Source organism: Sphaerisporangium dianthi (genome assembly GCF_042654065.1).
Classification (GTDB): Bacteria; Actinomycetota; Actinomycetes; order Streptosporangiales; family Streptosporangiaceae; genus Sphaerisporangium; species Sphaerisporangium dianthi.
Genome location: NZ_JBHSFP010000036.1, coordinates 41,140 through 62,960, shown reverse-complemented (window position 1 = coordinate 62,960; position 21,821 = coordinate 41,140). Strand labels below are relative to the sequence as shown.

Sequence of the window (21,821 nt, the reverse complement as noted above, 5' to 3'; positions counted from 1 at the left end):
TGACCGCCCGCGGGACAAGCCGTGACGCGCGGGGGTGAGAGGGCACCCACGGTCACGGTGTTCCAACATGTCATTCTGCCAGATGATTCGGCGCCTGTCCGAATCGACGCCGTCTTGGCGCCCGATCGGCGGGCCTGGCGGCGTATCAGAGGCGACTCACGGCCCGGCGGATCGGCCGCCCGGCCCGCCCGCCGGGGGCGTCACCAGCCCGGCCCGCCCGCCGCCCAGGGGTGTCACCCGCCCGGCGGTGCGGCCGGACGGGGCGCCGTCGGCTTCTGGCCGGGCGGTCACTTCTGGCCGGGGAGGCGGAACTTGGAGGGGTCGAAGCCGGGCGGGAGCTCGAGCCCGGGCGGAAGCGTGCCGCCGCCGAGGCCGCCGAGGCCCGGCGGGAGCTGCGGCGCCCCGGACTCGCCGTTGGCGGCGCCGGCCTTGCCCAGAGCGGCCTTGCGGGGGTCCCCGCTGACCCTGCGCCCCTTCTTGGGCTTCTTCTGCGCGGCCTTGCCCTTGCGGCCGCCGGGCATGCCCGGGATGCCCATGCCGCCGGCCACCTGCTTCATCATCTTCTGCGCGTCGAAGAAGCGGGTGACGAGGCTGCTGACCTCGGTCACCGTGACGCCGGAGCCGCGGGCGATGCGCGCGCGCCGCGAGCCGTTGATGATCTTCGGATCCTGGCGCTCGGCCGGGGTCATCGAGCGGATGACGGCGGCGACCCGGTCGAGGTCGCGCTCGTCGACCTGGTTGAGCTGGTCGCGCATCTGCCCCATGCCGGGCATCATGCCGAGGAGGTTCTTGAGCGGCCCCATCTTGCGGACCATCATCATCTGCTCGAGGAAGTCGTCGAGCGTGAACCCGTCGCCCGAGACGAGCTTGCCCGCCATCTTGGCGGCCTCGTCCTCGTCGAAGGTGCGCTGGGCCTGCTCGATGAGGGTGAGGATGTCACCCATGTCGAGGATGCGGGACGCCATGCGGTCGGGGTGGAAGGCGTCGAAGTCCTCGAGCTTCTCGCCCGTCGACGCGAACATGATCGGGCGGCCGGTGATGTGCCGCACCGACAGGGCCGCACCGCCGCGCGCGTCGCCGTCGAGCTTGGTGAGCACCACGCCGTCGAACCCGACGCCGTCCATGAACGCCTGGGCCGTGGTGACGGCGTCCTGGCCGATCATGGCGTCGACGACGAACAGGACCTCGTCGGGGCCGACGGCGTCGCGGATGTCCGCGGCCTGCTTCATCAGCTCCTGGTCGATGCCGAGGCGGCCGGCGGTGTCGATGATCACGATGTCGTGCTGCTGGCGCCGGGCGTGGTCGACCGACCCGCGGGCGACCTCGACGGGATCGCCGACGCCGTTGCCGGGCTCGGGCGCCCAGACGGCGACCTCGGCGCGCCGGCCGACCACCTGGAGCTGCTGGACGGCGTTGGGCCGCTGCAGGTCGGCGGCGACCAGGAGCGGAGCGTGGCCCTGCTCGCGCAGCCAGCGGGCGAGCTTGCCCGCAAGGGTCGTCTTGCCGGCGCCCTGGAGGCCGGCGAGCATGATGACGGTCGGAGGCGTCTTGGCGTACCTGAGCCGGCGGGTCTCGCCGCCGAGGATCTGCACCAGCTCGTCATTGACGATCTTGACGACCTGCTGGGCGGGGTTGAGCGCCTGGGAGACCTCCGCTCCGCGCGCGCGCTCCTTGACGTGGGACACGAAGTCCTTGACGACCGGGAGCGCGACGTCCGCCTCGAGGAGGGCGATGCGGATCTCTCGACAGGTCGCGTCGATGTCGGCGTCGGACAGCCTCCCCTTGGACCTCAGGGAGGAGAAGACCGATGTCAGCCGGTCTGAAAGCGTCTCGAACACGTGATTGGCCAGCCTCTGCGCTACGGGTCGTCCGGGGTCTTCGCGTCTGCGACTCGACCTCCCAGCCTATCCGCTCCGCGGCCCGGTCACGCGTATCGAACGGAAGGCTGGGAGGCCGGACGTCGCTAGCTCCGCCAGCCGGGCACCGACACCCGCATGGTCAAGGCGTGCTCGACCAGGGAGATAAGGGCGCTCTTCACCGATTCCCGCTGCCGGGCGTCGGTCCTGACGATGGGGATGTGCGGAGAGAGGGTGAGAGCGTCGCGCACCTCTTCCTCGTTGTGCGGGTACTGCCCTTCCCATCCGTTCAGCCCGATGATGAAGGGCAGCTTCGCCTCTTCGAAGTAGTCGACGGCGGGGAAGCTGTCGGCCAGGCGGCGGGTGTCGACCAGCACGACGGCGCCGATGGCGCCGCGCACCAGGTCGTCCCACATGAACCAGAAGCGGTGCTGTCCGGGCGTGCCGAACAGGTAGAGGATCAGCTCGCTGTCCAGCGACACGCGCCCGAAGTCCATGGCGACCGTCGTGGTGGTCTTCTGTGGAATGAGACCCAGGTCGTCGATGCCCGCGCTGGCATCGGTCATGACCGCCTCGGTGGTCAGCGGGACGATCTCCGACACCGCGCCGACGAAGGTCGTCTTGCCGACGCCGAACCCGCCGGCGACGACGATCTTCGTCGACGTCAACCCGCCACGGCTAGAGCCTGCGAAGTCCACTGAGAACCCTTTCGAGCAAGTTGAGATCCGGCTTGCCGGCATCGAGCTGCGGCTGGTGCAGCTGGACGAGGCCTTCCCCGGCCATGTCCGAGATCAGCACCCGGGCCACGCCGAGCGGGACCCTGAGGAGCGCGGAGATCTCGGCCACGGAACGCACCTGGCGGCACAACGAATTGATCGCCTGGTACTCCGGGATCAAGCCGGAAATATCTTGGTATGGCGGAATCGTGGAATGAACCAGCGTCTCCATGGCCAAGTGCGTACGCGGCGTCGTGCGCCCGCCTGTGACCGTGAAGGGCCGGACCGGTGACGACGGCTCCTGTTGGTAGCGTCGTAACCCGTCCTCCCAACCCGGGCCGCCCATGGAGGTCACCGCGGCGACGACGCCTGAAGCTCGGCGCGCACGGCGGGGGTCAGCACCTGCCCAGCGCGCTCGACCATCAGCGTCATCTGGTACGCCACCAGACCCATGTCACAGTCGGGAGCCGCCAGCACGGCCAGGCAGGAGCCGTCGCTGATCGACATGATCAGCAGAAGACCCCGCTGCATCTCCACCACGGTCTGGGTGACCGCACCGCCCTCGAACACCCGGGAGGCGCCCTGCGTCAGGCTGATCAGACCCGCGGCCACCGCCGCGAGCTGGTCGGCCCGATCCTTCGGGAACCCCTCCGAGTAGGCGAGTGGCAGCCCGTCCGAGGAGACCACCACTGTGTGCGCCACACCCGGAACGCCCCGAACGAAGTCGGTGATCAACCAGTTGACTCCACGGGCGGCCTGGCTCAGCTCTCTCACTTGTCCTCCTTGTCGCCCTGTATGCGCCGCAGCTCGGCATTGAACGCCACTTCGTCCTCGCTCAGCTCGCCACGGGCGACCGCCCGGCCCTGCCGGATGCCCTGCTGGAAGCTCGACAGGCGGCTGCGCGCCCGGTCGGGCGAGAGTGCCGGCATGGCGGGCGGCGGCGACGCCGCGGCCTCCGGCGTACCCGCCGTTCCCGGCACCAGGTTGGCCTTGGGCACGCGCTTGGGAAGGCCCGCGGCCGTGGTTCCGTCTCGCACCGGCTCCTGGACGACCGCCGCCGCCTGCCAGCCGGCGTCGGCGGGGACCTGCTGCCAACCGGTGGAATCCTTCTCCTTGTCCTGCTCGCCGTCCACCCTGCGGAACCACGCCGACTCCACCGAGGCGAAGATCGGCAGGAACTCCTCCTCCTGCTCCATGGGAGAGGAGTGCACGGCGGGGAGCGGGCCGGTGACGGCGTCCAGGTCGGAGGAGTCGTAACGGCGCGGGCGCAGGCGCCCGGGCGTCTCCCCCGAGTGGCCGGGACCGGTGGGGGGGCCGCCGAACGAGCCCGCCCCGCTGGGGGGGCCGCCGAAGGATCCCGCGCCCGCGGACGGACCGCCGAACGAGCCCGGCCCCGCCGAGGGGCCGCCGTAGGAACCGGCTCCCGTCGAGGGGCCGCCGTAGGAACTAGGGCCGGTGGCCGGGCCGCCGAAGGGGGACGGGCTGAAACTTCCCGACCCGCCGGTGGGGGCGCCGAAGGCGTCCGAGGCGGGGCCGCCGTACCCGCCGCCGGTGGGCGGGCCGCCGAACGAGCCGGGACCGCCGGGCTGGCCGCCGTAGCCCGGGCCGGTGGGAGGCCCGCCGAAGCCGCCGGACCCGGGGCCGTAGAACCCGCCCGAGCCGCTGGGCGGACCCGAGTAGCCGCCGGAGCCGGTCGCCGGGCCGCCGAACCCGCCGGGGCCGGTGTTGGGCCCGCCGAACCCGCCGCCCGTGGTGGGGCCCATCGGGCCCGCGCCGTTGGGTCCGCCGAACGCCCCGGCCTCGGCGAAGGACCCGCCGTAGGCGCCGGCGCCGGTCGGCACGTCGAAGGCGCCGTTGGCCTGCGGAGTCGCGCCGAACATGCCCTGTCCCGCGGGCTGACCCATGGCGGACCAGGCGGGCGCCTGAGCCCCCGCGTACGGCTGCGACCCCGCGGACGGAGCGCCCGCGCCCGGGTGGGTGGGCATGCCCATGAGGGACTCGGGCAGCAGCACCATCGCGGTCAGGCCGCCGGTGTCGTGCCGCCGCAGCTGCACGCGGATGCCGTTGCGCAGCGCGAGCCGGCCGACCACGAACAGACCCATGCGCCGGGAGACCGACACGTCGACGACCGGCGGGTTGGCGAGCCGCCAGTTGGTCTGGGCGAGCTCCTCGTCGGTCATGCCGATGCCGGCGTCGGTGATCGAGATCATCACGCCGCCGCCGTCGATGCGGTTGCCGGTGACGCTGACCCTGGTCTCGCGCGGCGAGAAGGAGATGGCGTTCTCCACCAGCTCCGCGAGCAGGTGGATGACGTCGTTGACCGCCTGGCCGACGATGGAGACGCCGCCGGGGACGTTCATCGCGACCCGCTCGTAGTTCTCGACCTCCGAGAGCGAGGCCCGGGTGACGTCCAGCAGGGGCACCGGCTGGCTCCACCGGCGGGCGGGCTCCTGCCCCGCGAGGACCAGCAGGTTCTCACTGTTGCGGCGCATGCGGGTCGCCAGGTGGTCCAGGCGGAACAGGTCGCCGAGGCGCTTGTCGTCCTGCTCGCCCTGCTCCAGGCCGTCGATCAGGGTGATCTGGCGTTCCACGAGGGTCTGCGTGCGCCGGGAGAGGTTGACGAACATGGCGCTGACGTTGCTTCGCAGCTGCGCCTCGTCGCTCGCGAGCCTGATCGCCTCGCGGTGGACCTCGTCGAAGGCCCTGGCCACTTCTCCGACCTCGTCGGTGGAGCCGACGCCGATCGGCCGCACCTCGGGCGGGCCGGTGTTGCCCTCGGACTCGCGCAGCTTCTGCACCATCTCGGGCAGACGGCGGCCGGCGATCTCCAGTGCCTCGCGGCGGAGCTGGCGCAGCGGGCTCACCAGGGACCGCGCCATGACGGTGGTGATGACCAGCACCAGGATGAGCAGGAGGGCCACGACGCCGATGTTGACGGCGGCCTGGCTCTGGTCGGCGCGCGCGAGCTCCGACGCACGCTCGACAATGGAACGGCCCAACGTCCGCTGGGCCTCGTGCATGCGGTTCAGCCTGTCGCTGGAGGCCACGAACCAGTACTCGACGTCACTGCGCCCGCCGCCGAGGTTGCTCAGTTCCTCACGCTGCTGGGTGAGGAAGAGCACACGCTGGACCAGCGCGGCGGCCACGTCGGCCTGCCGGCCGCTGACCGTGTCGGAGTACGCCTGACGCTCGGCCGGCGTGGCACGGAACAGGAACGAGTTCGTCTCGCTGGCCTCCTGGGAGCGCGCGGTCTCGAACGCGCTCAGCGTGGCCTTGTCGAACGCGCGGGCGATCAGCGCGACCGAGAGGAGCCCGCGTTCGCGGGAGGCCTGCTCGGCGGCCCTCGCGGCGGCCGCGAAGGCGGCCGAGCTGGATGCCAGCGCCTCGTTGCCGCCTCGCGCCGTCTCGTCGAACACGGTCAGCATGTCGTCGATGACGAGGTCGAACTTCTGCATGCTCGGCAGCGGCGGCAGCTGGGAGTTCACGGTGATGTCGCGCAGCGTGTGCAGCTCGGACAGGCGGTCGAGGACCCGGTTGAACTCCTGCCCGCCGATGTCGCCAAGGGCGGGAAGCACGGCTTCCTTGCGGTCGAGCACCCTCTGGGCGGCGACGTCGACGGCGTTCTGCTGCTCGCGGATGAGCAGCCGCGCCTGCGTTCCACGGCGACCGTTGGCGACGAACCTGCCCGTGAGGTCGCGTTCGAGGTCGAGCTGGTGGACAAGGTCGCTCAGAGTGGTGACGAACTCAGCGACCGTCCGGACGCGTTCATATTCGGTGGCGCTCTGGATGGAGGTGGCCACTCGGAGACCACCGAGCAGAACGGCCACGGTGGTGGGCACCAGAATGAGCGCGATGAGACGGGTTCGCACCCGCCAGTTACGCAGAGCCATCGACCTTGCGGGTTTGGGTCCTTGGTCGGTGGGCGCACCCGATTCCGAAGGCGGTTGGGCTGCGTCCGGCGTGGTACGGCGACCGCTCTCGATTGTTGCTGTCCTCACTGGTCGCAACCTCTCGCCAGCTGGTCTGCTTCATGGGGGGAAGGCCACGCGGGTGTTACACGTGGCAAGTCAAGGGGCAATTGGAGCATAAGCCTACGAGGTCGACCAATAGCTATGGGTAATTAGAACGGTCCAAACGATTATTCGGCCAGGACGGATCGCCGGCCAAGGGTCCGTGCGAGATCACGCCCCAGGGCGGTGTCCAGGCGCGCCATTCCTCGCGTTCACCGGCCTGTACATCGTTCCAAAAGCCCAAAATGGGACATATGCCATATTTGATAACAAAATAGATTTTTTTACAACTTTCATGACATAGGGCACGAACTAATGTGAGAGCAGATCTTCCTCCGCTAGGCTTCACGCTCGCCATGCCACCTTTGCCTTCCCCAGAGGCGGGCTCGGCACTCTTCCCCCACAACTAAAAGGACACCTCAGATGAGAAGCCTTAGGGGTCGTACCTTCGTCATCGGCGCGCTGGCCGCCCTCGCGCTAGCGGCCTGCGGGAGTAACGGCAAGGACTCCTCGGCGGCGCCGGCCAACGCCGGCGGACTCGAGAAGACGACTATCAACGTCTCCACCTCGGCCATCGCCGACCACTCGGCCGTCTACATCGCCCAGAAGCGGGGATTCTTCAAGGAAGAAGGGCTGACGGTCAAGACGGAGCTCACTCCCAGCACCGCCGCCACCCTGCCGAAGCTGATGAACGGCAGCCTGGACGTCGCCGCGCTCGCGTACTTCTCCATCGTCTCCTCCCAGGAGGCCAAGGCGGGGGACTGGCGCGTCGTCGCCGACGCCTACCAGGCCGGCCCGGACGTCATCGACCTGGTCGTGCCCAAGGACTCCAAGATCAAATCTATCAAGGAGCTCGCGGGCAAGCGCATCTCCATCGCGGCGCCGAACAGCGTCGGCCAGCTCGCGGTGGGCGCCACCCTGAAGACGGCCGGAATCGACATCAAGAGCATCCAGTGGGTTCCGCTGGCCTTCCCCGAGATGCCGGCCAAGCTGCTGGCCGGGGAGATCGACGCCGCCTGGCTCCCCGAGCCCTTCCTCACCAACATCCAGCGTGAGAACGGCGCCGTCGTGCTCGCCGACACCATGACCGGCGCCATGGCCGACTTCCCGATCGCCGGGTGGGCCGCCACCGCCGAGTGGACCAAGAAGTACCCGAAGACCATGGCCGCCTTCCAGCGCGCGATCCTCAAGGGGCAGCAGGTCGCCGCGTCCGACCGCAAGGCGGTCGAGGCGGTCCTGCCGGACTACACCCAGATCAAGCCGGACGTCGCCGCGGTCATGAAGCTCGGTGTCTTCCCGACGTCGCTGAACGCCACGCGCATCCAGCGGGTGTCCGACCTGATGCTGGAGTACGGCTTCCTCAAGGGCAAGGTCGACGTGGCCCCGCTTCTGGTGCCGCTGCCTCAATGATCCACGCACGAGTGGTCCGCGGCGCCGTCGGCGTCGCGGGCCTTCTGGTCGTCGCCGAGCTGGTGGGGCGGTCGGGACTGGTGGACCCGGCGTTGCTGCCGCGGGTCTCCACCGTGCTCCCGGCCGCCGCCCGGCTCCTGATCGACCCCGAGTTCCTGTCCTACCTGAGCGGCACGCTGGTGGTGTGGGGCGGAGGACTGCTCATCGCCGTACTGGTGGGCACGCCCCTCGGCCTGCTGCTCGGCAGCCTGCCCAAGGCCGAACTGGCGGTGCGGCCGCTGATCGAGTTCATGCGCCCGATCCCCTCGATCGTCCTGCTCCCGCTGGTCACGCTGCTCATGGCCTGGGACCACGGCATCAAGATGACGATCGTCGTGTACGCCGCCATCTGGCCCATCCTCATCAACACCATGTACGGCCTGCGGGACGTCGATCCCATGGCCAAAGAGACTTTACGCAGCTTCGGCTTCGGGAAGCTGTCGGTCCTTGCCCGGGTCTCGCTGCCCAGCGCGGCCCCCTTCGTCCTCACCGGCGTGCGCATCGCCGCCTCAATCGGCCTGATCGTCACCGTCAGCGCCGAGCTGCTGGCAGGAGGGGTGGACGGCATCGGCACCTACATGATCCGCGCCCAGGCCGGCTTCCGCACCGACCTGGTGCTGGCCGCCACGGTGTGGACGGGAACGCTCGGCCTTCTCGCCAACACGCTGCTGATGCGCGTCCAGGGTTGGGCGTTCCGATGGCACGTCGTGAAGTCCGGAGGCGCCGCGTGAGCGTCACGACCGCCCCAGAGGACCTCCAGGGCGGCGCCGGGCCGGCCGCGCCGGGCGCCGCGCGCGACCGGCGGCGCTCGGTCGCCGCCGTGGTCGCCCGGGTCTGGCTGATCCCCGTCGCGATCATCGCGTGGGAGTTCGTCACCCGGCAGGCGGAGGCGTTCTACTTCCCGCCGCCGTCCGCGATCGTCGTGCGGATGTACGAGCTGTGGTTCTCCGGCCCGGCGAGCCACGTGTTCCTCACCGAGGAGGCGATCGCCAACTTCCTGCCGAGCCTCGGCAGGCTGTTCAGCGGGTGGATCATCGCCTGCCTGGTGGGCATCACCCTGGGCATCGCCCTCGGCCGCTCCTCCACCCTCTACGACTACGTCAACCCGATCGTGGAGTTCGCCAGGGCCACTCCCCCGCCCGCGCTGATCCCGCTCTTCATCATCATCTTCAAGATCGGCACGCCGATGCAGCTGGCCACCATCGTCTACACGGTGGTCTGGCCCATCCTGATCAACACCGTGGACGGCGCCCGTTATCTGGACGGGATCCACGCCGACACCGCCAAGGTCTTCGGGCTGACCCGGGCACAGCGGTTCTTCCGCATCATCCTGCCCTCCGCGGCACCGAAGATCTTCGCCGGGATGCGGGTGAGCCTGTCGATAGCCGTGATCCTCATGGTGGTCTCCGAGCTCGTCGGCGCGGTCAACGGCATCGGCTTTCTGATCCTGTTCAAGCAGCAGGGCTTCGACCTGCCCGGGATGTGGGGGGGCGTGGTACTGCTCGGCATCCTCGGTTACACGTTGAACGCGTCGTTCATCATCGTGGAACGCCACGTCCTTTCCTGGCACCGGCGAGCCCGGCAGACAACCTGAGGAACCATCGTGCTCGATGTCGTCAACCTGCGTCACACGTACGGCGAAGGCCCGAAGGCCCACCAAGCCCTTGGAGGCATCGACCTCAAGGTCTCGGAGGGCGAGCTGGTCAGCGTCGTCGGCCCCTCCGGCTGCGGCAAGTCCACGCTGCTGCGCTCCATCGCCGGGCTGCTCAAGCCCACCGAGGGCCACATCCGCATCCGCGACACCGAGATCGCGGAGACCCCCGGAGACCTGGCCGTCGTCTTCCAGGACTACAGCAGGTCGCTGTTCCCCTGGATGTCGGTCGAGGACAACGTCGCCCTGCCGCTGCGCAGGCGCGGCAAGGACCGCGCGGCACGCCGCGCGGCCGCCGCGGAGGCGCTTTCCGCCGTGGGCCTGCCCAACGCGGCCGGGAAGTACCCCTGGGAACTCTCCGGCGGCATGCAGCAGCGCGTGGCGATCGCCCGCGCGATCGCCTACCGCCCCTCGCTGATGCTCATGGACGAGCCGTTCGGCTCGGTGGACGCCCAGACCCGCGAGGATCTGGAGGACCTGGTGCTGAAGGTCCGCGAGGACCACCGCATGACCATCCTGCTGATCACCCACGACATCGACGAGAGCGTGTACGTCGGCGACCGCGTCGTCGTGCTGTCGAAGTCGCCTGCGCGGGTGGCGGGCGAACTGGCCGTGGACCTGCCGTTCCCCCGCGACCAGATCGCGACCCGGGAGCTGCCGGCGTTCGTGCACCTGCGCGCCGAGGTCGGCCGGCTGGTGCGCGGCAAGGGCCATCCCCCCGCGGACGGGGACCGGCCCGCGCACGGCTAGGTCCGCGCACGAAAAAGGGACGCGGCCCGGGTCACCGGCGCCGCGTCCCCTTTTTCACGTCCGTCCGCGAGGACGACCGCTCGCATGGGGCGCGCCGCCGTGCGGGCGGCGCGGCCGGGACGCGCGAGCGGTCGCGGCGGAGATTCAGCGGCCTCCCCAGCCGGGAACGGCCACGCGCATCGTCAGAGCGTGCTCGACGAGCGCGATGAGGGTGCCCTTGACCGAGTCGCGCGAGCGGGCGTCGGTGCGCACCAGGGGGATGTGGGGGGCGAGGGTGAGCGCCTCGCGGACCTCCTCGTCGGCGTGGAGGTAGTGCCCGTCCCAGCCGTTGATGCCGACCACGAACGGCAGACCGGCCTCTTCGAAGTAGTCGATGGCCGGGAAGCAGTCGGCCAGGCGGCGGGTGTCCACGAGGACGACGGCGCCGATCGCGCCGCGCACCAGGTCGTCCCACATGAACCAGAAGCGGTGCTGTCCGGGCGTGCCGAACAGGTACAGGATCAGGTCTTGGTCCAGCGAGACGCGCCCGAAGTCCATGGCGACGGTCGTCGTGGTCTTGTGCGGCGTCAGGCCCAGGTCGTCGATGCCGGCGCTGGCGTCGGTCATGACCGCCTCGGTGGTCAGCGGGACGATCTCCGACACCGCGCCGACGAAGGTCGTCTTGCCGACGCCGAACCCGCCCGCGACGACGATCTTCGTCGACGTCAGCGCCGGGCCCCGGCTAGAGCCTGCGAAGTCCACTGAGAACCCTTTCGAGCAAGTTGAGGTCCGGCTTCCCCGTCTCGAGCTGCGGGTGGTGCACCTGGACCAAGCCCTCGGCCGCCATGTCGGCGATCACGACGCGAGCCACGCCGAGGGGCATGCGCAGCATCGCGGCGATCTCGGCGACCGACCGCACCTGACGGCACAGCGTACTGATCGCCTGCTTCTCCGGAGTGAGAGTCGACAGATCTTGATGTGACGATGTGGAGGAGGAGACGAGCGCCTCCATGGCGAGCGAGGTCTTGGGGGCGGTGCGGCCCCCGGTCATCGCGTACGGCCGGACCAGGGAACTGCGTTCCACCGGTTCGGGCTTGGGGAGCGGGGCCGCCGCGCCGGAGAACCGGCGGACGTCCTCGACGGGCGGGTACGACGAGCCGCCGTTCAGCGGATCGCCCTCATCTGTCCAGCCGTGGCGTGCCACAGCGTCCTCCTGTCATCGGCCCCTCACCTGGGTTGAGATGCCTGCAGCTCGGCACGCACGGCGGGGGTCAGCACCTGACCGGCACGCTCCACCAGCAACGTCATCTGATAGGCCACCAGACCCATGTCACAGTCGGCCGCGGCGAGCACGGCCAGGCAGGAGCCGTCGCTGATCGACATGATCAGCAGAAGACCCCGCTGCATCTCCACCACGGTCTGGGTGACCGCACCGCCCTCGAACACCCGGGAGGCGCCCTGCGTCAGGCTGATCAGACCCGCGGCCACCGCCGCGAGCTGGTCGGCCCGATCCTTCGGGAACCCCTCCGAGTAGGCAAGTGGGAGCCCGTCGGCCGACACCACGACGGTGTGCGCCACACCCGGGACGTTGTTGACGAAGTCAGTGATAAGCCAGTTGACTCCACGGGCGGCCTGGCTCAGCTCCCTCACGAGTCCTCCTTGTTGCGGTCATCATTCCAATTGGGGGCAAAGTCGTCGTTCTGCTCGCCGCGGGCGACGGCCCGCCCCTTCCGCACGCCCTGCTGGAAACTCGACAGGCGGCTGCGCACCCGGTCGGGGGACAGCGCGGGCTGCGGGGTGAAGACCGACGGGCCTGAGTCCGCCGTTCCCGGCACCAGGTTCGCCTTGGGCACCCGCTTGGGGAGACCCGAGGAGGTCACGCCGCCGAGTGAGGGGTCGCTCGCCGCCTGGGCCGCCTGCCAGCCCGCGTCGGCGGGAGAGGACCAGCCTCTGGACTCGGCCGGTTCCGCCACGAAGGCCTCCTCGGCCTCGAACCTCACAGGTGGCGCCGGCTCCTCCGACGGCCGGGCCGCGCTCTCGTGCGGGGCCGGCTCCAGGTCGGTGCGGCGGAACCAGTCGGACTCGACCGCCGCGAAGATCGGCAGGAACTCCTCGGAACCGTCGAGCGGTGAACTGTGGATCGCCGGCAGCGGACCGGTGTGGTCGTCGGGCACCGCCCCGAAGGAGCGCCTCGGCGCCTCCACTCCCGCGCCGGTCACCGGACCGGACGGGCCGGTCACGGGTCCGCCCATCAGAGAGCCGCCGCCGGTCACCGGACCCCTGGGGCCGCCGCTCACCGGTCCGCCGAGGCCGCCGGTCACCGGACCGGACGGGATGGCCGGCCACGAGGCGGTCTCCTGGTCGGCCAGTTCCGACGACCACGACGGCGCCGCCTCGCCTGCGCTCCCCGGAGCGGGCAGGTCGGCGGGCCACGGGGTGTCGATCGGCGGGTGGGGGTCGAAGTAGCGGTCGAACAGCTCGTCCATGGACGCGCTGTCATGGTCGAACGGCCCGCGGTCGGCGCGTCCGCCGGTCGGCGTCACGCCGAACGCGCCGCCCTGGGCCGCGGCCGGGCGCTCGAACGGGTCGCGCGTGGGCAGCGGAGGGCGCTCGAAGGGGTCGCGCTCGAACGGACCGCGCTCGAAGGGGCCGCGATTCAGCGGGCCCGGCGCCGCGACCACCCCGGGGTCGTCGGACCCGAAGACCGGAGCGCGCATCCCCCGCGAGCCGGAGGCGTCGAAGCCGGCGGGGGCGGGGAAGCCCTCGGCGCCGAACGGGGAGGACTGGCCGTGCGCGCCGAACTGGCCGGCGGCCGCCGTCTCGGCGGGCATGCCGGGGATCCGCGGAGCCCCCGGGGTGGACAGCAGCGCCTCGGGAATCATCACCATGGCGGTGAGACCGCCGCCGTCCTGCTGCCTGAGCTGCACCCTGATGTTGTGGCGCAGCGCCAGCCGGCCGACCACGAACAGGCCCATCCGGCGGGAGACGGAGACGTCGACGACCGGCGGGTTTGCCAGGCGCCAGTTGGCCTCGCCGGCCTCGTCGGCGGTCATGCCGATGCCGCTGTCGCTGACGGCCACCATCACCCCGCCGCCGTCGACGCGGTTGCTGGTGATGACGACCTTGGTCTCGCGGGGGGAGAACGAGACGGCGTTCTCGACCAGCTCGGCGACCAGGTGGACGACGTCGTTGACGGCCTGGCCGATGACGGCGGTGGAGGACTGGACGCGCACGTCGACGCGCTCGTAGCCCTCCACCTCCGACAAGGAGGCGCGGCAGACGTCGACCAGCGGCACCGGGTCGCTCCACTTGCGGGCGGTCTCCTGGCCGGCGAGGACCAGCAGGTTCTCGCTGTTGCGCCGCATGCGGGTGGCCAGGTGGTCGAGCTTGAACAGGTTGCCGAGCCGGGTCTCGTCCTCTTCGCCCTGCTCGAGGCCCTCGATGAGGCTGAGCTGGCGCTCGACCAGGGTCTGGCTGCGGCGGGAGAGGTTGACGAACATGGCGTTGACGTTGCTGCGCAGGCGCGCCTCGTCGCCCGCCAGCCGGATCGCCTCGCGGTGGACCTCGTCGAAGGCCCGGGCGACCTCTCCCATCTCGTCCCGGGAGTCGACGCCGATGGGCACGACGTCGGAGCTCTGGGTGGCGTCGCCGCTCTCGCGGAGCCGCTGGACGGTCTGCGGCAGCCTGCTGCCGGCGATCTCCAGCGCCTCGGCGCGCAGGCGGCGCAGCGGGCGGGTCAGCGAGCTCGCGACCACGGCGGTGATGATCAGGACCAGCAGCAGCAGGACGAGGATCACCGCGCCGGAGATGAACGCCTGCCGCCCGGCCTCCTGCTGCAGCGCCTGGCTCTGCCGGACGACCGAGTCGACCAGCCGTTCCTCGACCTTGCGCATGCGGTCGGCGACGGCGCTGGTGGAGGTGTACCAGATGGTGGTGTCGTCGCGGCGGATCGGGTCGAGGTCCTGGATCTCCTTGAACTGGCGCAGCTGCGCCAGCGCCAGGGCGCGCATCCAGTCGGCCTTGTCGACCTGCTGCCCGCGGACGGTCTCGTTGTAGAACTTGACGTCGGCGGGCTGGGCCTCCGCCAGGAAGGTCGCGGTCTCGCTCTGCTGGCGGCTCCAGGAGCCGGGGAAGTCGACGAAGTCGTCGTAGTCGAAGCCGCCGCCGATGGTGCCGAGCGTGGTGAGCCCGACGGTCATGAGGCCGCGCTGGCGGGAGACCTCCTCCTTGGCCCGGCTGAGCGCGTTGAGGGCGATGACGTCGCCGAACAGGCGCTGGTCCTTGCCGGACGCGCCCAGCTCGCCCTGCATCGAGGTGAGGACGTTGATGAGGCTGGAGTAGATGCCGAGCGCGGCTCGCGAGGGGACGCCGCTCGCGATACGGCCGCGGAGGCCGGGGAGTCCTTCGAGCCAGCGGCGGATCTGCTGGGCCTCGGCGCGGACACGCGCGGTGTGCGAGGAGTCCAGGGCGGAGACGGCGGCGAGCACCGGCTCTCTGGCGCGGTCCACGACGGCCTGCTGGGCCCGCACCTTCTTCAGGCGCGCCTGGCGGCGTCCCTCGGCGAGGTACCAGGCGGTGAGGTCGCGTTCGCGGTCGACCTCGTGCACCAGGACGTCGATCTTCTGGACGAGCGTGGCCACCTCCGTGAGGCGGCTGTACTCGGTGGATGTGGCCACGGCGTTGGTGAGCTGCACCGCGCCGAGGATGACGCCGACGATCGTCGGGACGATGATGAGGGCGATCAGGCGGGACCGCACACGCCAGTTCTTCAGCCGCAGCCGGCTACCCGTCTGAGGAGTGCGTGCCACGGGTGGCTCGGACCGCTCCACACGGTCATTTCGCCCCGAGTCGCCCCGAGGTTCTTGGATCCTCACTGATTTTCGCAACCTCTCACCGAGCCTGGCGTGCAGGGGGGTACGTCACGCGCGAGGCGCATGAGACGTCCGAGACATCCATCAGGCGATGGTAATTGCAGCACACCCCTACCAGATCGGCCAACAGAACATGTATGGACAATCCACATCAAATCGGTACTTCTAGGTATAAATCCGCCAACTCGCTTCCGTAACTATGCGGGCCGGAAGCCGTTTCGCGCCTCGGGGAGCGCGTGTTTGATCATGAGATGCCTGGTCACGGAGTACTCCTGGACCGCCTCCTGGCTCATGTCCTTGCCGAACCCGCTGCCCTTCACCCCGCCGTGCGGAGCCTCCGAGGCGATCGGCAGATGATCGTTCACCCAGGTGACACCCACGTCCAACCGGTGCGACACCCGCAGCGCCCTGCCGACGTCGCGCGACCACACCGAGGAGGCCAGGCCGTAGGGGGTGTCGTTGGCCAGCCGCACGGCCTCGTCCTCGCCGGAGAACGGCAGGACGACGATCACCGGACCGAATATCTCGCCCTGGACGATCTCGCTGTCCTGCGCGGCTCCGGCGATCAGCGTGGGCGGGTAGAAGAAGCCGCGCCCCTGCGGCACCGCGCCGCCGGTCACCAGGCGCGCGCCGTGCGCCAGGGCGCGCTCGACGAACCCGTGCACGCGCGCGCGGTGGCCGGCCGAGATCAGCGGCCCGATGTCGGTCGCCGGATCCCAGGGATCACCGGGGGTGATCGCCGCCATGGCCTCCCGCAGGGCCTCGACCACCTGGTCGTACACCTCGCGCTCGGCGTAGACGCGCGTCGCCGCCGTGCAGTCCTGCCCGGTGTTGTAGGTGGCGCCCATGGCGACGCCCTTGGCCATCTCGGTCAGGTCGGCGTCGGCGAACACCAGCGCCGGGGCCTTGCCGCCGAGCTCCAGGTGCACCCGCTTGAGCCCGGAGCGCCCGGCGGCCGGGTCGCCCGCCGCGCCGCGCATGACCGACCGGCCGGTCGCCGTCGAGCCGGTCACGCTGATCATGTCCACCCCGGGGTCCGCCGTCAGGGCCTCCCCCACCTCGGCGTCGCCGGTGACGGCCCGCAGGAGCCCGTCGGGGAGGCCCGCCTTGGCGGCCAGCTCCACCAGGCGCAGCGTCGTGCCGGGCGTCTGCGGCGCCGGCTTGATCACCACTCCGTTCCCGGCCGCCAGGGCCGGGCCGAGCTTCCACACCGCCATCACCAGCGGGAAGTTCCAGGGGGCGATGGAGGCGACCACCCCGACGGGGCGGCGCACCAGCACCGAGGTGTAGCCGGCGCTCAGGACGCCCGCGCCCGTCCCCTCCAGCGAGCGGGCGGCGCCGGCGAAGAAGCGCAGGTTGTCCACCGCGAACGGCAGCTCGCCGTCCCGGAAGACGGTGGCGGGCTTGCCGGTCTGCGTCACCTCCAGCCGCGTCAGCTCGTCGGCGTCGGCCTCCACCAGGTCGGCCAGGCGGAGCAGGACGCGCGAGCGCTCGGCGGGCGTGGCCTGCGACCACTGCAGGTAGGCCTCCCGCGCGGACCGGACGGCGCCCGCGACCTCCTGCGCCGTCGAGTCGGGCACCTCCGCGAGCGGTGCTCCCGTGGCGGGGTCGATGGGGGTCTGGATCATGTGCTTCTCTTTCCGGCGGAGCCACCGGCCCCGCGGCCCGCGAGCGTCGCGGGACGGGGGCCGGCGTCGTGGAACGTCAGGCGGAGGCCGCGGGGGCGACCGTCGCCTCGATGAGGTCGGCGGCCTTGCGCAGGCCGTCCCGGCGGCGGATCTCCTCGCCGGCCTCGGCCAGGCGCTCGCGCAGCCCGGTGTCGGCGAGCAGCCGCTCCAGCGCGCCCACGAGCTCCTCGTCGGCGAAGGCGTAGGTGGACATGCGCACGCCGTACCCCAGCTCGTCGACGCGCTGGGCGTTGTCGTACTGGTCCCAGAACAGCGGGAGCAGGATCATCGGCTTGCCGAAGTGCAGGGCCTCGGTGGTGGTGTTGTTGCCGCCATGCGTGATCACCAGGTCGACCAGCGGGATGATCTTGGTCTGCGGCACGAACTCCGCGCCCCACATGTTGCCGGCCAGCTTGATCTCCTCGTGGAGCGGGCCCTTGGAGACGATGTAGCGGTGCGGCGTGGTGGCCAGCACGTCGATGACGCGCTGCATGAGCTCGACGTCGGCCGACCCGAGCGAGCCGAGGGAGAAGTAGATCAGCGCGCCTTCCCCGCCGGCCATCGAGGCGGGCAGCTCGAACGGCTCGTCGGTCTCGCGCACCGAGGAGTCCAGGCGGTGCCAGGAGGGGCCGAGCGGGCGGGCGTCGGTGTAGTCGGCGATCTCGGGGAAGACGTAGAGGTTGAGGTCGCCCTCGTGGATGAACTCCAGCTCGGGCAGCGCCGGCGCGCCCTGCTCCACGACCCACTCGTTGAAGGCCGTCCAGATCTCGCGGTGGGTGCGGTCGTACTCCGCCCGGAACGCCTCCCACTCGCCGCCGTCGGCGGCGGGCAGGCCGCTGAACACCGGCGGCACGCCCTCGCCCTTCACCTCCAGCGGGTTGCACGAGACGATGCGCACGAACGGCTTGCCCGCCGTCAGCAGCGCCGGGAAGGTGATGACGTTGTCCTCGACGATGACGTCGGGGTTCACCCGCTCGATGATCGCCTTGAGCCGCGGCTCGCAGTACTTGACGCCGTCGATGAGGGCGTCCCAGATCGGCTTGGTGACGGTCTCGAGCTGCGCGAGGGTGGACTTGCGGTACTCGGGCGCGGTGTCGCGGATGAAGTCCTTCCAGAACTGGCCGGCGTCCTGCTCCTCCTCGGCAGGCGGTGCCAGGTCGACCAGGTCCTCCTCGAAGCCGAGCGCGGTCAGCTTCCCCTTCCACGACGCCTCGGCCGCGAAGACGACGCGGTGCCCCCGGCGGCGCAGGATGTCGCCGATGCCGACGCAGTTGTTCGTCGGCCCATAGGCGCTCTCCGGCATGAACAGAATGGTGGCCATCGATGCTCCATCGCTTTTGAATAGTTGTTCAAATCGTTGACGAGTAGGGGGGTAAAGACCAGGTTTCCATGGCCTAGAGGGGATGCGTGGCTTTAAACTTCAGGTTCAACAACGGGGCATAGGAGGCGGCATGAGCTCGCGCAAGAGCCGGGCCGACCGGCGGGTCGACCTCATCGAGGCCGCCCGCAGGGCGATCTTGCGTCACGGCACCCAGGGGGTCCATCTCAACCACGTCGCCGAGGAGGCCGGGCTGACGTCCGGGGCGGTGCTCTACCACTACCCCGACCTGAGCGAACTGCTGGTGGAGGCCCACCACGCCGGCATGGAGCGCTTCTACGAGCTGCGCGTCAAGCGCATCGCGCAGTGCAGCGACCCCGTCCAGAAGCTCCTGGTCACCATCCGCTCCGGGCTGCCGGTCGGCCCGGACGACCCCGGGGTGCGGCTGCTCAACGAGCTGGGCGGCGCGGCGGCCCGCAAGAGGGTGTACGCCGTCCTGCTCACCACCCTGTACGACCGGCAGGTGGCGATGTACCAGTCGATCCTCGACACCGGGGCGGCGCTCGGAGTGTTCACCCTCGTCGGCGACTCGCTGACGATCTCCCGCAACCTGGTCGCGCTGGAGGACGCCTACGGTTACCGCATCACCGCGCGGCACCCGGTGATCGGTCCCGGGGAGGCGGCCGAGCTCATCTTGAGCTACGCCAGGACCGTCACCGGCCACGCGCTGGAGCCCGCCTCCTGACCCCTGCCGGGGCCGCGCCTCGTCTCGGCTCATCGGCCTCACCTGGCGATCAGCACGGCGTCGGCCGCCGACCAGCCGACTCTCACCTCGGCCCCGGCCCGCACCCGGGTCGGGCCGGGGGCCGCGACCAAGATCGGACGGTCGTGCCCGGGCACCCGCACCGCGATGTGCGACACGCCCCCGTAGAAGCTCACGTCGGCGACCAGCCCGTCGAGGATGCCCGTCTCGCCGAGGCGCACCGACTCCGGCCGCACGCCCAGCAGCGCGGGCGCGCCCGCCGCGAAGCCGCCCTGCGCGGGCAGCGTGCCGAGGCCGGGGACGGCCAGCCCGCCACCGGCGACCGTGCCCTCGAAGAGGTTGTTGGCGCCGATGAACCCGGCGACGAACGGCGTGGCGGGCCGCTCGTACAGCCGCACGGGGGCGTCCACCTGCTGGACGCGTCCCGCCTGCATGACGGCGATGCGGTCGGCGAGCGACATCGCCTCCTCCTGGTCGTGGGTGACCACGACGAAGGTGATGCCGACCTCGTGCTGGAGGCGCTTGAGCTCCAGCTGCATCTCGGCGCGCACCTTCTTGTCCAGCGCCGACAGCGGCTCGTCCAGCAGAAGCAGGCGGGGCCGCTTGACGATGGCCCGGGCGAGCGCGACCCGCTGCCGCTGGCCGCCGGACAGCTGCTGGGGCCGGCGGCCGGCCTGCTCTGTCAGGCCGACGGTGGCGAGCACCTCCTCCACCCGGGACCTGATCTCGGCGCGGGGCAGGCGCTCGCGCTCCAGCCCGTAGGCGATGTTCTTGGCGACGCTCATGTGCGGGAAGAGCGCGTACGACTGGAACATCAGGTTGACCGGGCGGCGGTGGGCCGGCAGGCGCAGCAGGTCGGCGCCGTCCAGGGTGACGGCGCCGGCGTCCGGCGCGTCGAACCCGGCGAGGATGCGCAGCAGCGTGGTCTTGCCGCACCCGCTCGGGCCGAGGAGGGCGAAGAACTCGCCCTGCCGGATGTCCAGGGAGACGTCGTCGAGGGCGGTGACCTCGCCGAACCGCCGGGAGACGCCCTCGATGCCCACCAGCGTCGCGGGCACGGCGGGGGCCTCGGGTACAGCGCTCATGACAGGGACTCCGTCAGTCGGGTCATCCGCTGGGCGACGATGACCACGGTGAAGCTCACCGCGAGCAGGATCGTCGCCAGCGCGTTGATCTCAGGGGTGACCCCGAAGCGCACCATCGAGTAGATGACGATGGGCAGGGTCGGCTCGGTCGGGGCCGCGGTGAAGAAGGCGATCACGAACTCGTCGATGGACAGCGTGAACGCCAGCAGCGCCCCGGCGGCGATGCCGGGGGCCAGGGTGGGCAGCGTGATGCGCGTGAACGTGGTCAGCGGCGAGGCGCCGAGGTCGCGGGAGGCCTCCTCGAGCGAGGTGTCGGCGTGGGCGAGCCGGGTGCGCACGACCGCGGCGACGAACGCCATGCCGAAGACCGAGTGCGCGAGGATCACCGAGTGCAGGCCGAGCGTCATCTTGACCGCCGCGTAGAAGACCAGCAGGCCGATGGCCAGCACCAGGTCCGGCAGCACGGCCGGCAGCAGGCCGAGCGCGTCCAGCAGGCGCGACCGCGCGTGCCTGGCCATGCCGACCGCGAGCAGCGTGCCGAGCACGGTGGACAGCACGGTCGTCCCCGCGGCGACGATCAGCGTGTTGACCAGCCCGTGCCTGACGGTGTCGTCGGCGGCCAGCTCGCCGTACCACTTCAGGCTGAAGCCCTCGAAGGCGTAGGGCGACTTGCCGGCGTTGAACGACATCACGGCGAGCACGACGATGGGTGTGTACAGGAACACGTAGGTGGCCCAGAAGGGCACGTAGATCAGCCGGCGCCTAGGCACGACGGCCCTCCGTCCCGCCGTAGGCGCGCGACGCCCACGCCTGCAGGAACAGCAGCAGGACGAGCACGGCGATCACCGCGAGCGCGAGGGTGGAGCCGAACGGCCAGTCGCGGGCCTTGAGGAACTGGTCCCTGATCAGGTTCCCCACCAAGATCGAACGGCCTCCGCCGAGGATCTCGGGGATCACGAAGTTCCCGAGGCACGGGACGAACACGAAGACGCACCCCGTCAGGACGCCGGGCAGGGTGAGCGGCAGCGTCACCGACCAGAAGGTGCGCGCGGGCCGCGCCCCGAGGTTGGCCGACGCCTCGCGCAGCTGGGGGTCCAGCCGCTCGATCGCCGCGTACAGCGGCAGGATCATCAGCGGCAGGTAGGAGTACAGCAGGCCCGTGACGATCGTGCCCTGGTTGTAGAGCAGCTGAAGGGGCTTGTCGATCAGGCCGATGCCGGTGAGGGCCTCGTTCACCAGGCCGGGCCCGCTGAGCAGGATCACCCAGGCGTAGACCCGGATGAGGAAGTTCGTCCAGAACGGCAGGACGATCGCGACCAGCGCGAGAGTCTTCCACCTGCGCGGCAGCCCGGCGATCACGTACGCCGTCGGGTAACCGATCAGCAGCGCGGCCACGGTCGTCAGCGTGGCCGTCCGCACCGACTGGACGACGACGTCGAGGTACAGGGGGTCGAACAGGCGGGTGAAGTTCTCGGCGGTCGCCTCGTACACCACCCCGCCGAACCTGCCCCGCCGGAAGATCGTGTAGCTGAGCACCAGGGCCAGCGGCACGAGCAGCAGGACGATCAGGTAGCCGAGCCCCGGGCCGAGGAACGCCAGGCGCGCGGCGAGCCCGCCCAGGGCCCGCGGCCGGCGCGGCGCCCGCCCCGTGGAGGGGGCGGCCGCCGCGCCGGATCGTACGATTTCGTGCTCGGTAGTCAACGCGA

At 70.7% G+C, this 21,821-nt stretch carries 19 protein-coding genes; 5 read left to right on the top strand and 14 right to left on the bottom strand.

All coding sequences use genetic code 11. The annotated features are described in order from the left end of the window. Positions 1-287 precede the first annotated feature (287 nt). From ffh to ACFO60_RS34315, 5 genes are all read right to left on the bottom strand, one after another. Positions 288-1,838 carry a signal recognition particle protein gene (gene ffh, locus ACFO60_RS34335; protein WP_380849276.1) on the bottom strand — a complete coding sequence of 517 codons (1,551 nt, stop codon included), beginning with the start codon at positions 1,836-1,838 and terminating at the stop codon, positions 288-290. 125 nt (positions 1,839-1,963) lie between these two features. After that, positions 1,964-2,524, bottom strand: a complete 561-nt coding sequence (locus tag ACFO60_RS34330) for a GTP-binding protein (RefSeq protein WP_380849273.1) — start codon at positions 2,522-2,524, stop codon at positions 1,964-1,966. Between the two features lie 10 nt (positions 2,525-2,534). After that, positions 2,535-2,918: a DUF742 domain-containing protein gene (locus tag ACFO60_RS34325; RefSeq protein WP_380849357.1), complete on the bottom strand. Its 384-nt coding sequence runs from the start codon at positions 2,916-2,918 to the stop codon at positions 2,535-2,537. Positions 2,919-2,923: 5 nt separating this feature from the next. Continuing rightward, positions 2,924-3,346, bottom strand: a complete 423-nt coding sequence (locus ACFO60_RS34320; protein WP_248960559.1) for a roadblock/LC7 domain-containing protein — start codon at positions 3,344-3,346, stop codon at positions 2,924-2,926. After that, positions 3,343-6,462, bottom strand: a complete 3,120-nt coding sequence (locus ACFO60_RS34315) for a sensor histidine kinase (RefSeq protein ID WP_380849270.1) — start codon at positions 6,460-6,462, stop codon at positions 3,343-3,345. Before ACFO60_RS34315 ends, ACFO60_RS34320 begins: the two co-directional genes overlap by 4 nt. A gap of 543 nt (positions 6,463-7,005) precedes the next feature. On the opposite strand from ACFO60_RS34315, the gene ACFO60_RS34310 reads away from it, so the two are divergent. From ACFO60_RS34310 to ACFO60_RS34295, 4 genes are read left to right on the top strand one after another with little or no spacing between them, the layout of a single operon-like run. After that, positions 7,006-7,992, top strand: a complete 987-nt coding sequence (locus ACFO60_RS34310; protein ID WP_380849267.1) for an ABC transporter substrate-binding protein — start codon at positions 7,006-7,008, stop codon at positions 7,990-7,992. Further along, positions 7,989-8,762 carry an ABC transporter permease gene (locus tag ACFO60_RS34305; RefSeq protein ID WP_380849264.1) on the top strand — a complete coding sequence of 258 codons (774 nt, stop codon included), beginning with the start codon at positions 7,989-7,991 and terminating at the stop codon, positions 8,760-8,762. Before ACFO60_RS34310 ends, ACFO60_RS34305 begins: the two co-directional genes overlap by 4 nt. Continuing rightward, on the top strand, positions 8,759-9,625 hold the full coding sequence (locus ACFO60_RS34300) for an ABC transporter permease (RefSeq protein ID WP_380849261.1): 867 nt from the start codon (positions 8,759-8,761) through the stop codon (positions 9,623-9,625). The genes ACFO60_RS34305 and ACFO60_RS34300 overlap by 4 nt, the downstream gene beginning before the upstream one ends. A 9-nt stretch (positions 9,626-9,634) precedes the next feature. Further along, a complete protein-coding gene (locus ACFO60_RS34295; protein WP_380849258.1) occupies positions 9,635-10,432 on the top strand; it encodes an ABC transporter ATP-binding protein in 798 nt (265 codons plus the stop codon). A gap of 144 nt (positions 10,433-10,576) precedes the next feature. Here the strand turns inward: ACFO60_RS34295 and ACFO60_RS34290 are convergent, their stop codons facing one another. The 6 genes from ACFO60_RS34290 to ACFO60_RS34265 all read right to left on the bottom strand — a co-directional run bounded on the left by ACFO60_RS34290 (position 10,577) and on the right by ACFO60_RS34265 (position 18,270). Next, a complete protein-coding gene (locus tag ACFO60_RS34290) occupies positions 10,577-11,173 on the bottom strand; it encodes a GTP-binding protein (protein ID WP_380849255.1) in 597 nt (198 codons plus the stop codon). Next, the gene (locus tag ACFO60_RS34285; protein ID WP_380849252.1) at positions 11,154-11,615 is read right to left on the bottom strand and encodes a DUF742 domain-containing protein; all 462 of its coding nucleotides are present in this window, start codon (positions 11,613-11,615) and stop codon (positions 11,154-11,156) included. Before ACFO60_RS34285 ends, ACFO60_RS34290 begins: the two co-directional genes overlap by 20 nt. 23 nt (positions 11,616-11,638) lie before the next feature. Next, complete coding sequence (locus ACFO60_RS34280) at positions 11,639-12,061, bottom strand: roadblock/LC7 domain-containing protein (RefSeq protein ID WP_275411993.1); 423 nt, start codon at positions 12,059-12,061, stop codon at positions 11,639-11,641. Beyond that, positions 12,058-15,219 carry a sensor histidine kinase gene (locus tag ACFO60_RS34275; protein WP_380849249.1) on the bottom strand — a complete coding sequence of 1,054 codons (3,162 nt, stop codon included), beginning with the start codon at positions 15,217-15,219 and terminating at the stop codon, positions 12,058-12,060. The genes ACFO60_RS34280 and ACFO60_RS34275 overlap by 4 nt, the downstream gene beginning before the upstream one ends. 260 nt (positions 15,220-15,479) lie before the next feature. Next, complete coding sequence (locus ACFO60_RS34270; RefSeq protein ID WP_380849246.1) at positions 15,480-16,910, bottom strand: aminobutyraldehyde dehydrogenase; 1,431 nt, start codon at positions 16,908-16,910, stop codon at positions 15,480-15,482. A gap of 76 nt (positions 16,911-16,986) precedes the next feature. Next, entirely contained in the window at positions 16,987-18,270 is a 1,284-nt protein-coding gene (locus ACFO60_RS34265; RefSeq protein ID WP_380849243.1) for a glycosyltransferase, read from the bottom strand. 130 nt (positions 18,271-18,400) lie between these two features. Between ACFO60_RS34265 and ACFO60_RS34260 the strand changes: the two genes are divergently transcribed. Next, complete coding sequence (locus tag ACFO60_RS34260; RefSeq protein ID WP_380849240.1) at positions 18,401-19,012, top strand: TetR/AcrR family transcriptional regulator; 612 nt, start codon at positions 18,401-18,403, stop codon at positions 19,010-19,012. A gap of 38 nt (positions 19,013-19,050) precedes the next feature. On the opposite strand, the gene ACFO60_RS34255 is transcribed toward ACFO60_RS34260, so the two are convergent. Genes ACFO60_RS34255 through ACFO60_RS34245 form a run of 3 tightly spaced genes read right to left on the bottom strand, consistent with a single transcriptional unit; the run spans position 19,051 to position 21,816 of the window. Further along, the gene (locus tag ACFO60_RS34255; RefSeq protein ID WP_380849237.1) at positions 19,051-20,115 is read right to left on the bottom strand and encodes an ABC transporter ATP-binding protein; all 1,065 of its coding nucleotides are present in this window, start codon (positions 20,113-20,115) and stop codon (positions 19,051-19,053) included. After that, positions 20,112-20,885, bottom strand: a complete 774-nt coding sequence (locus tag ACFO60_RS34250) for an ABC transporter permease (RefSeq protein ID WP_380849234.1) — start codon at positions 20,883-20,885, stop codon at positions 20,112-20,114. The genes ACFO60_RS34255 and ACFO60_RS34250 overlap by 4 nt, the downstream gene beginning before the upstream one ends. After that, on the bottom strand, positions 20,878-21,816 hold the full coding sequence (locus ACFO60_RS34245; RefSeq protein WP_380849231.1) for an ABC transporter permease: 939 nt from the start codon (positions 21,814-21,816) through the stop codon (positions 20,878-20,880). Before ACFO60_RS34245 ends, ACFO60_RS34250 begins: the two co-directional genes overlap by 8 nt. Positions 21,817-21,821: the final 5 nt, after the last annotated feature.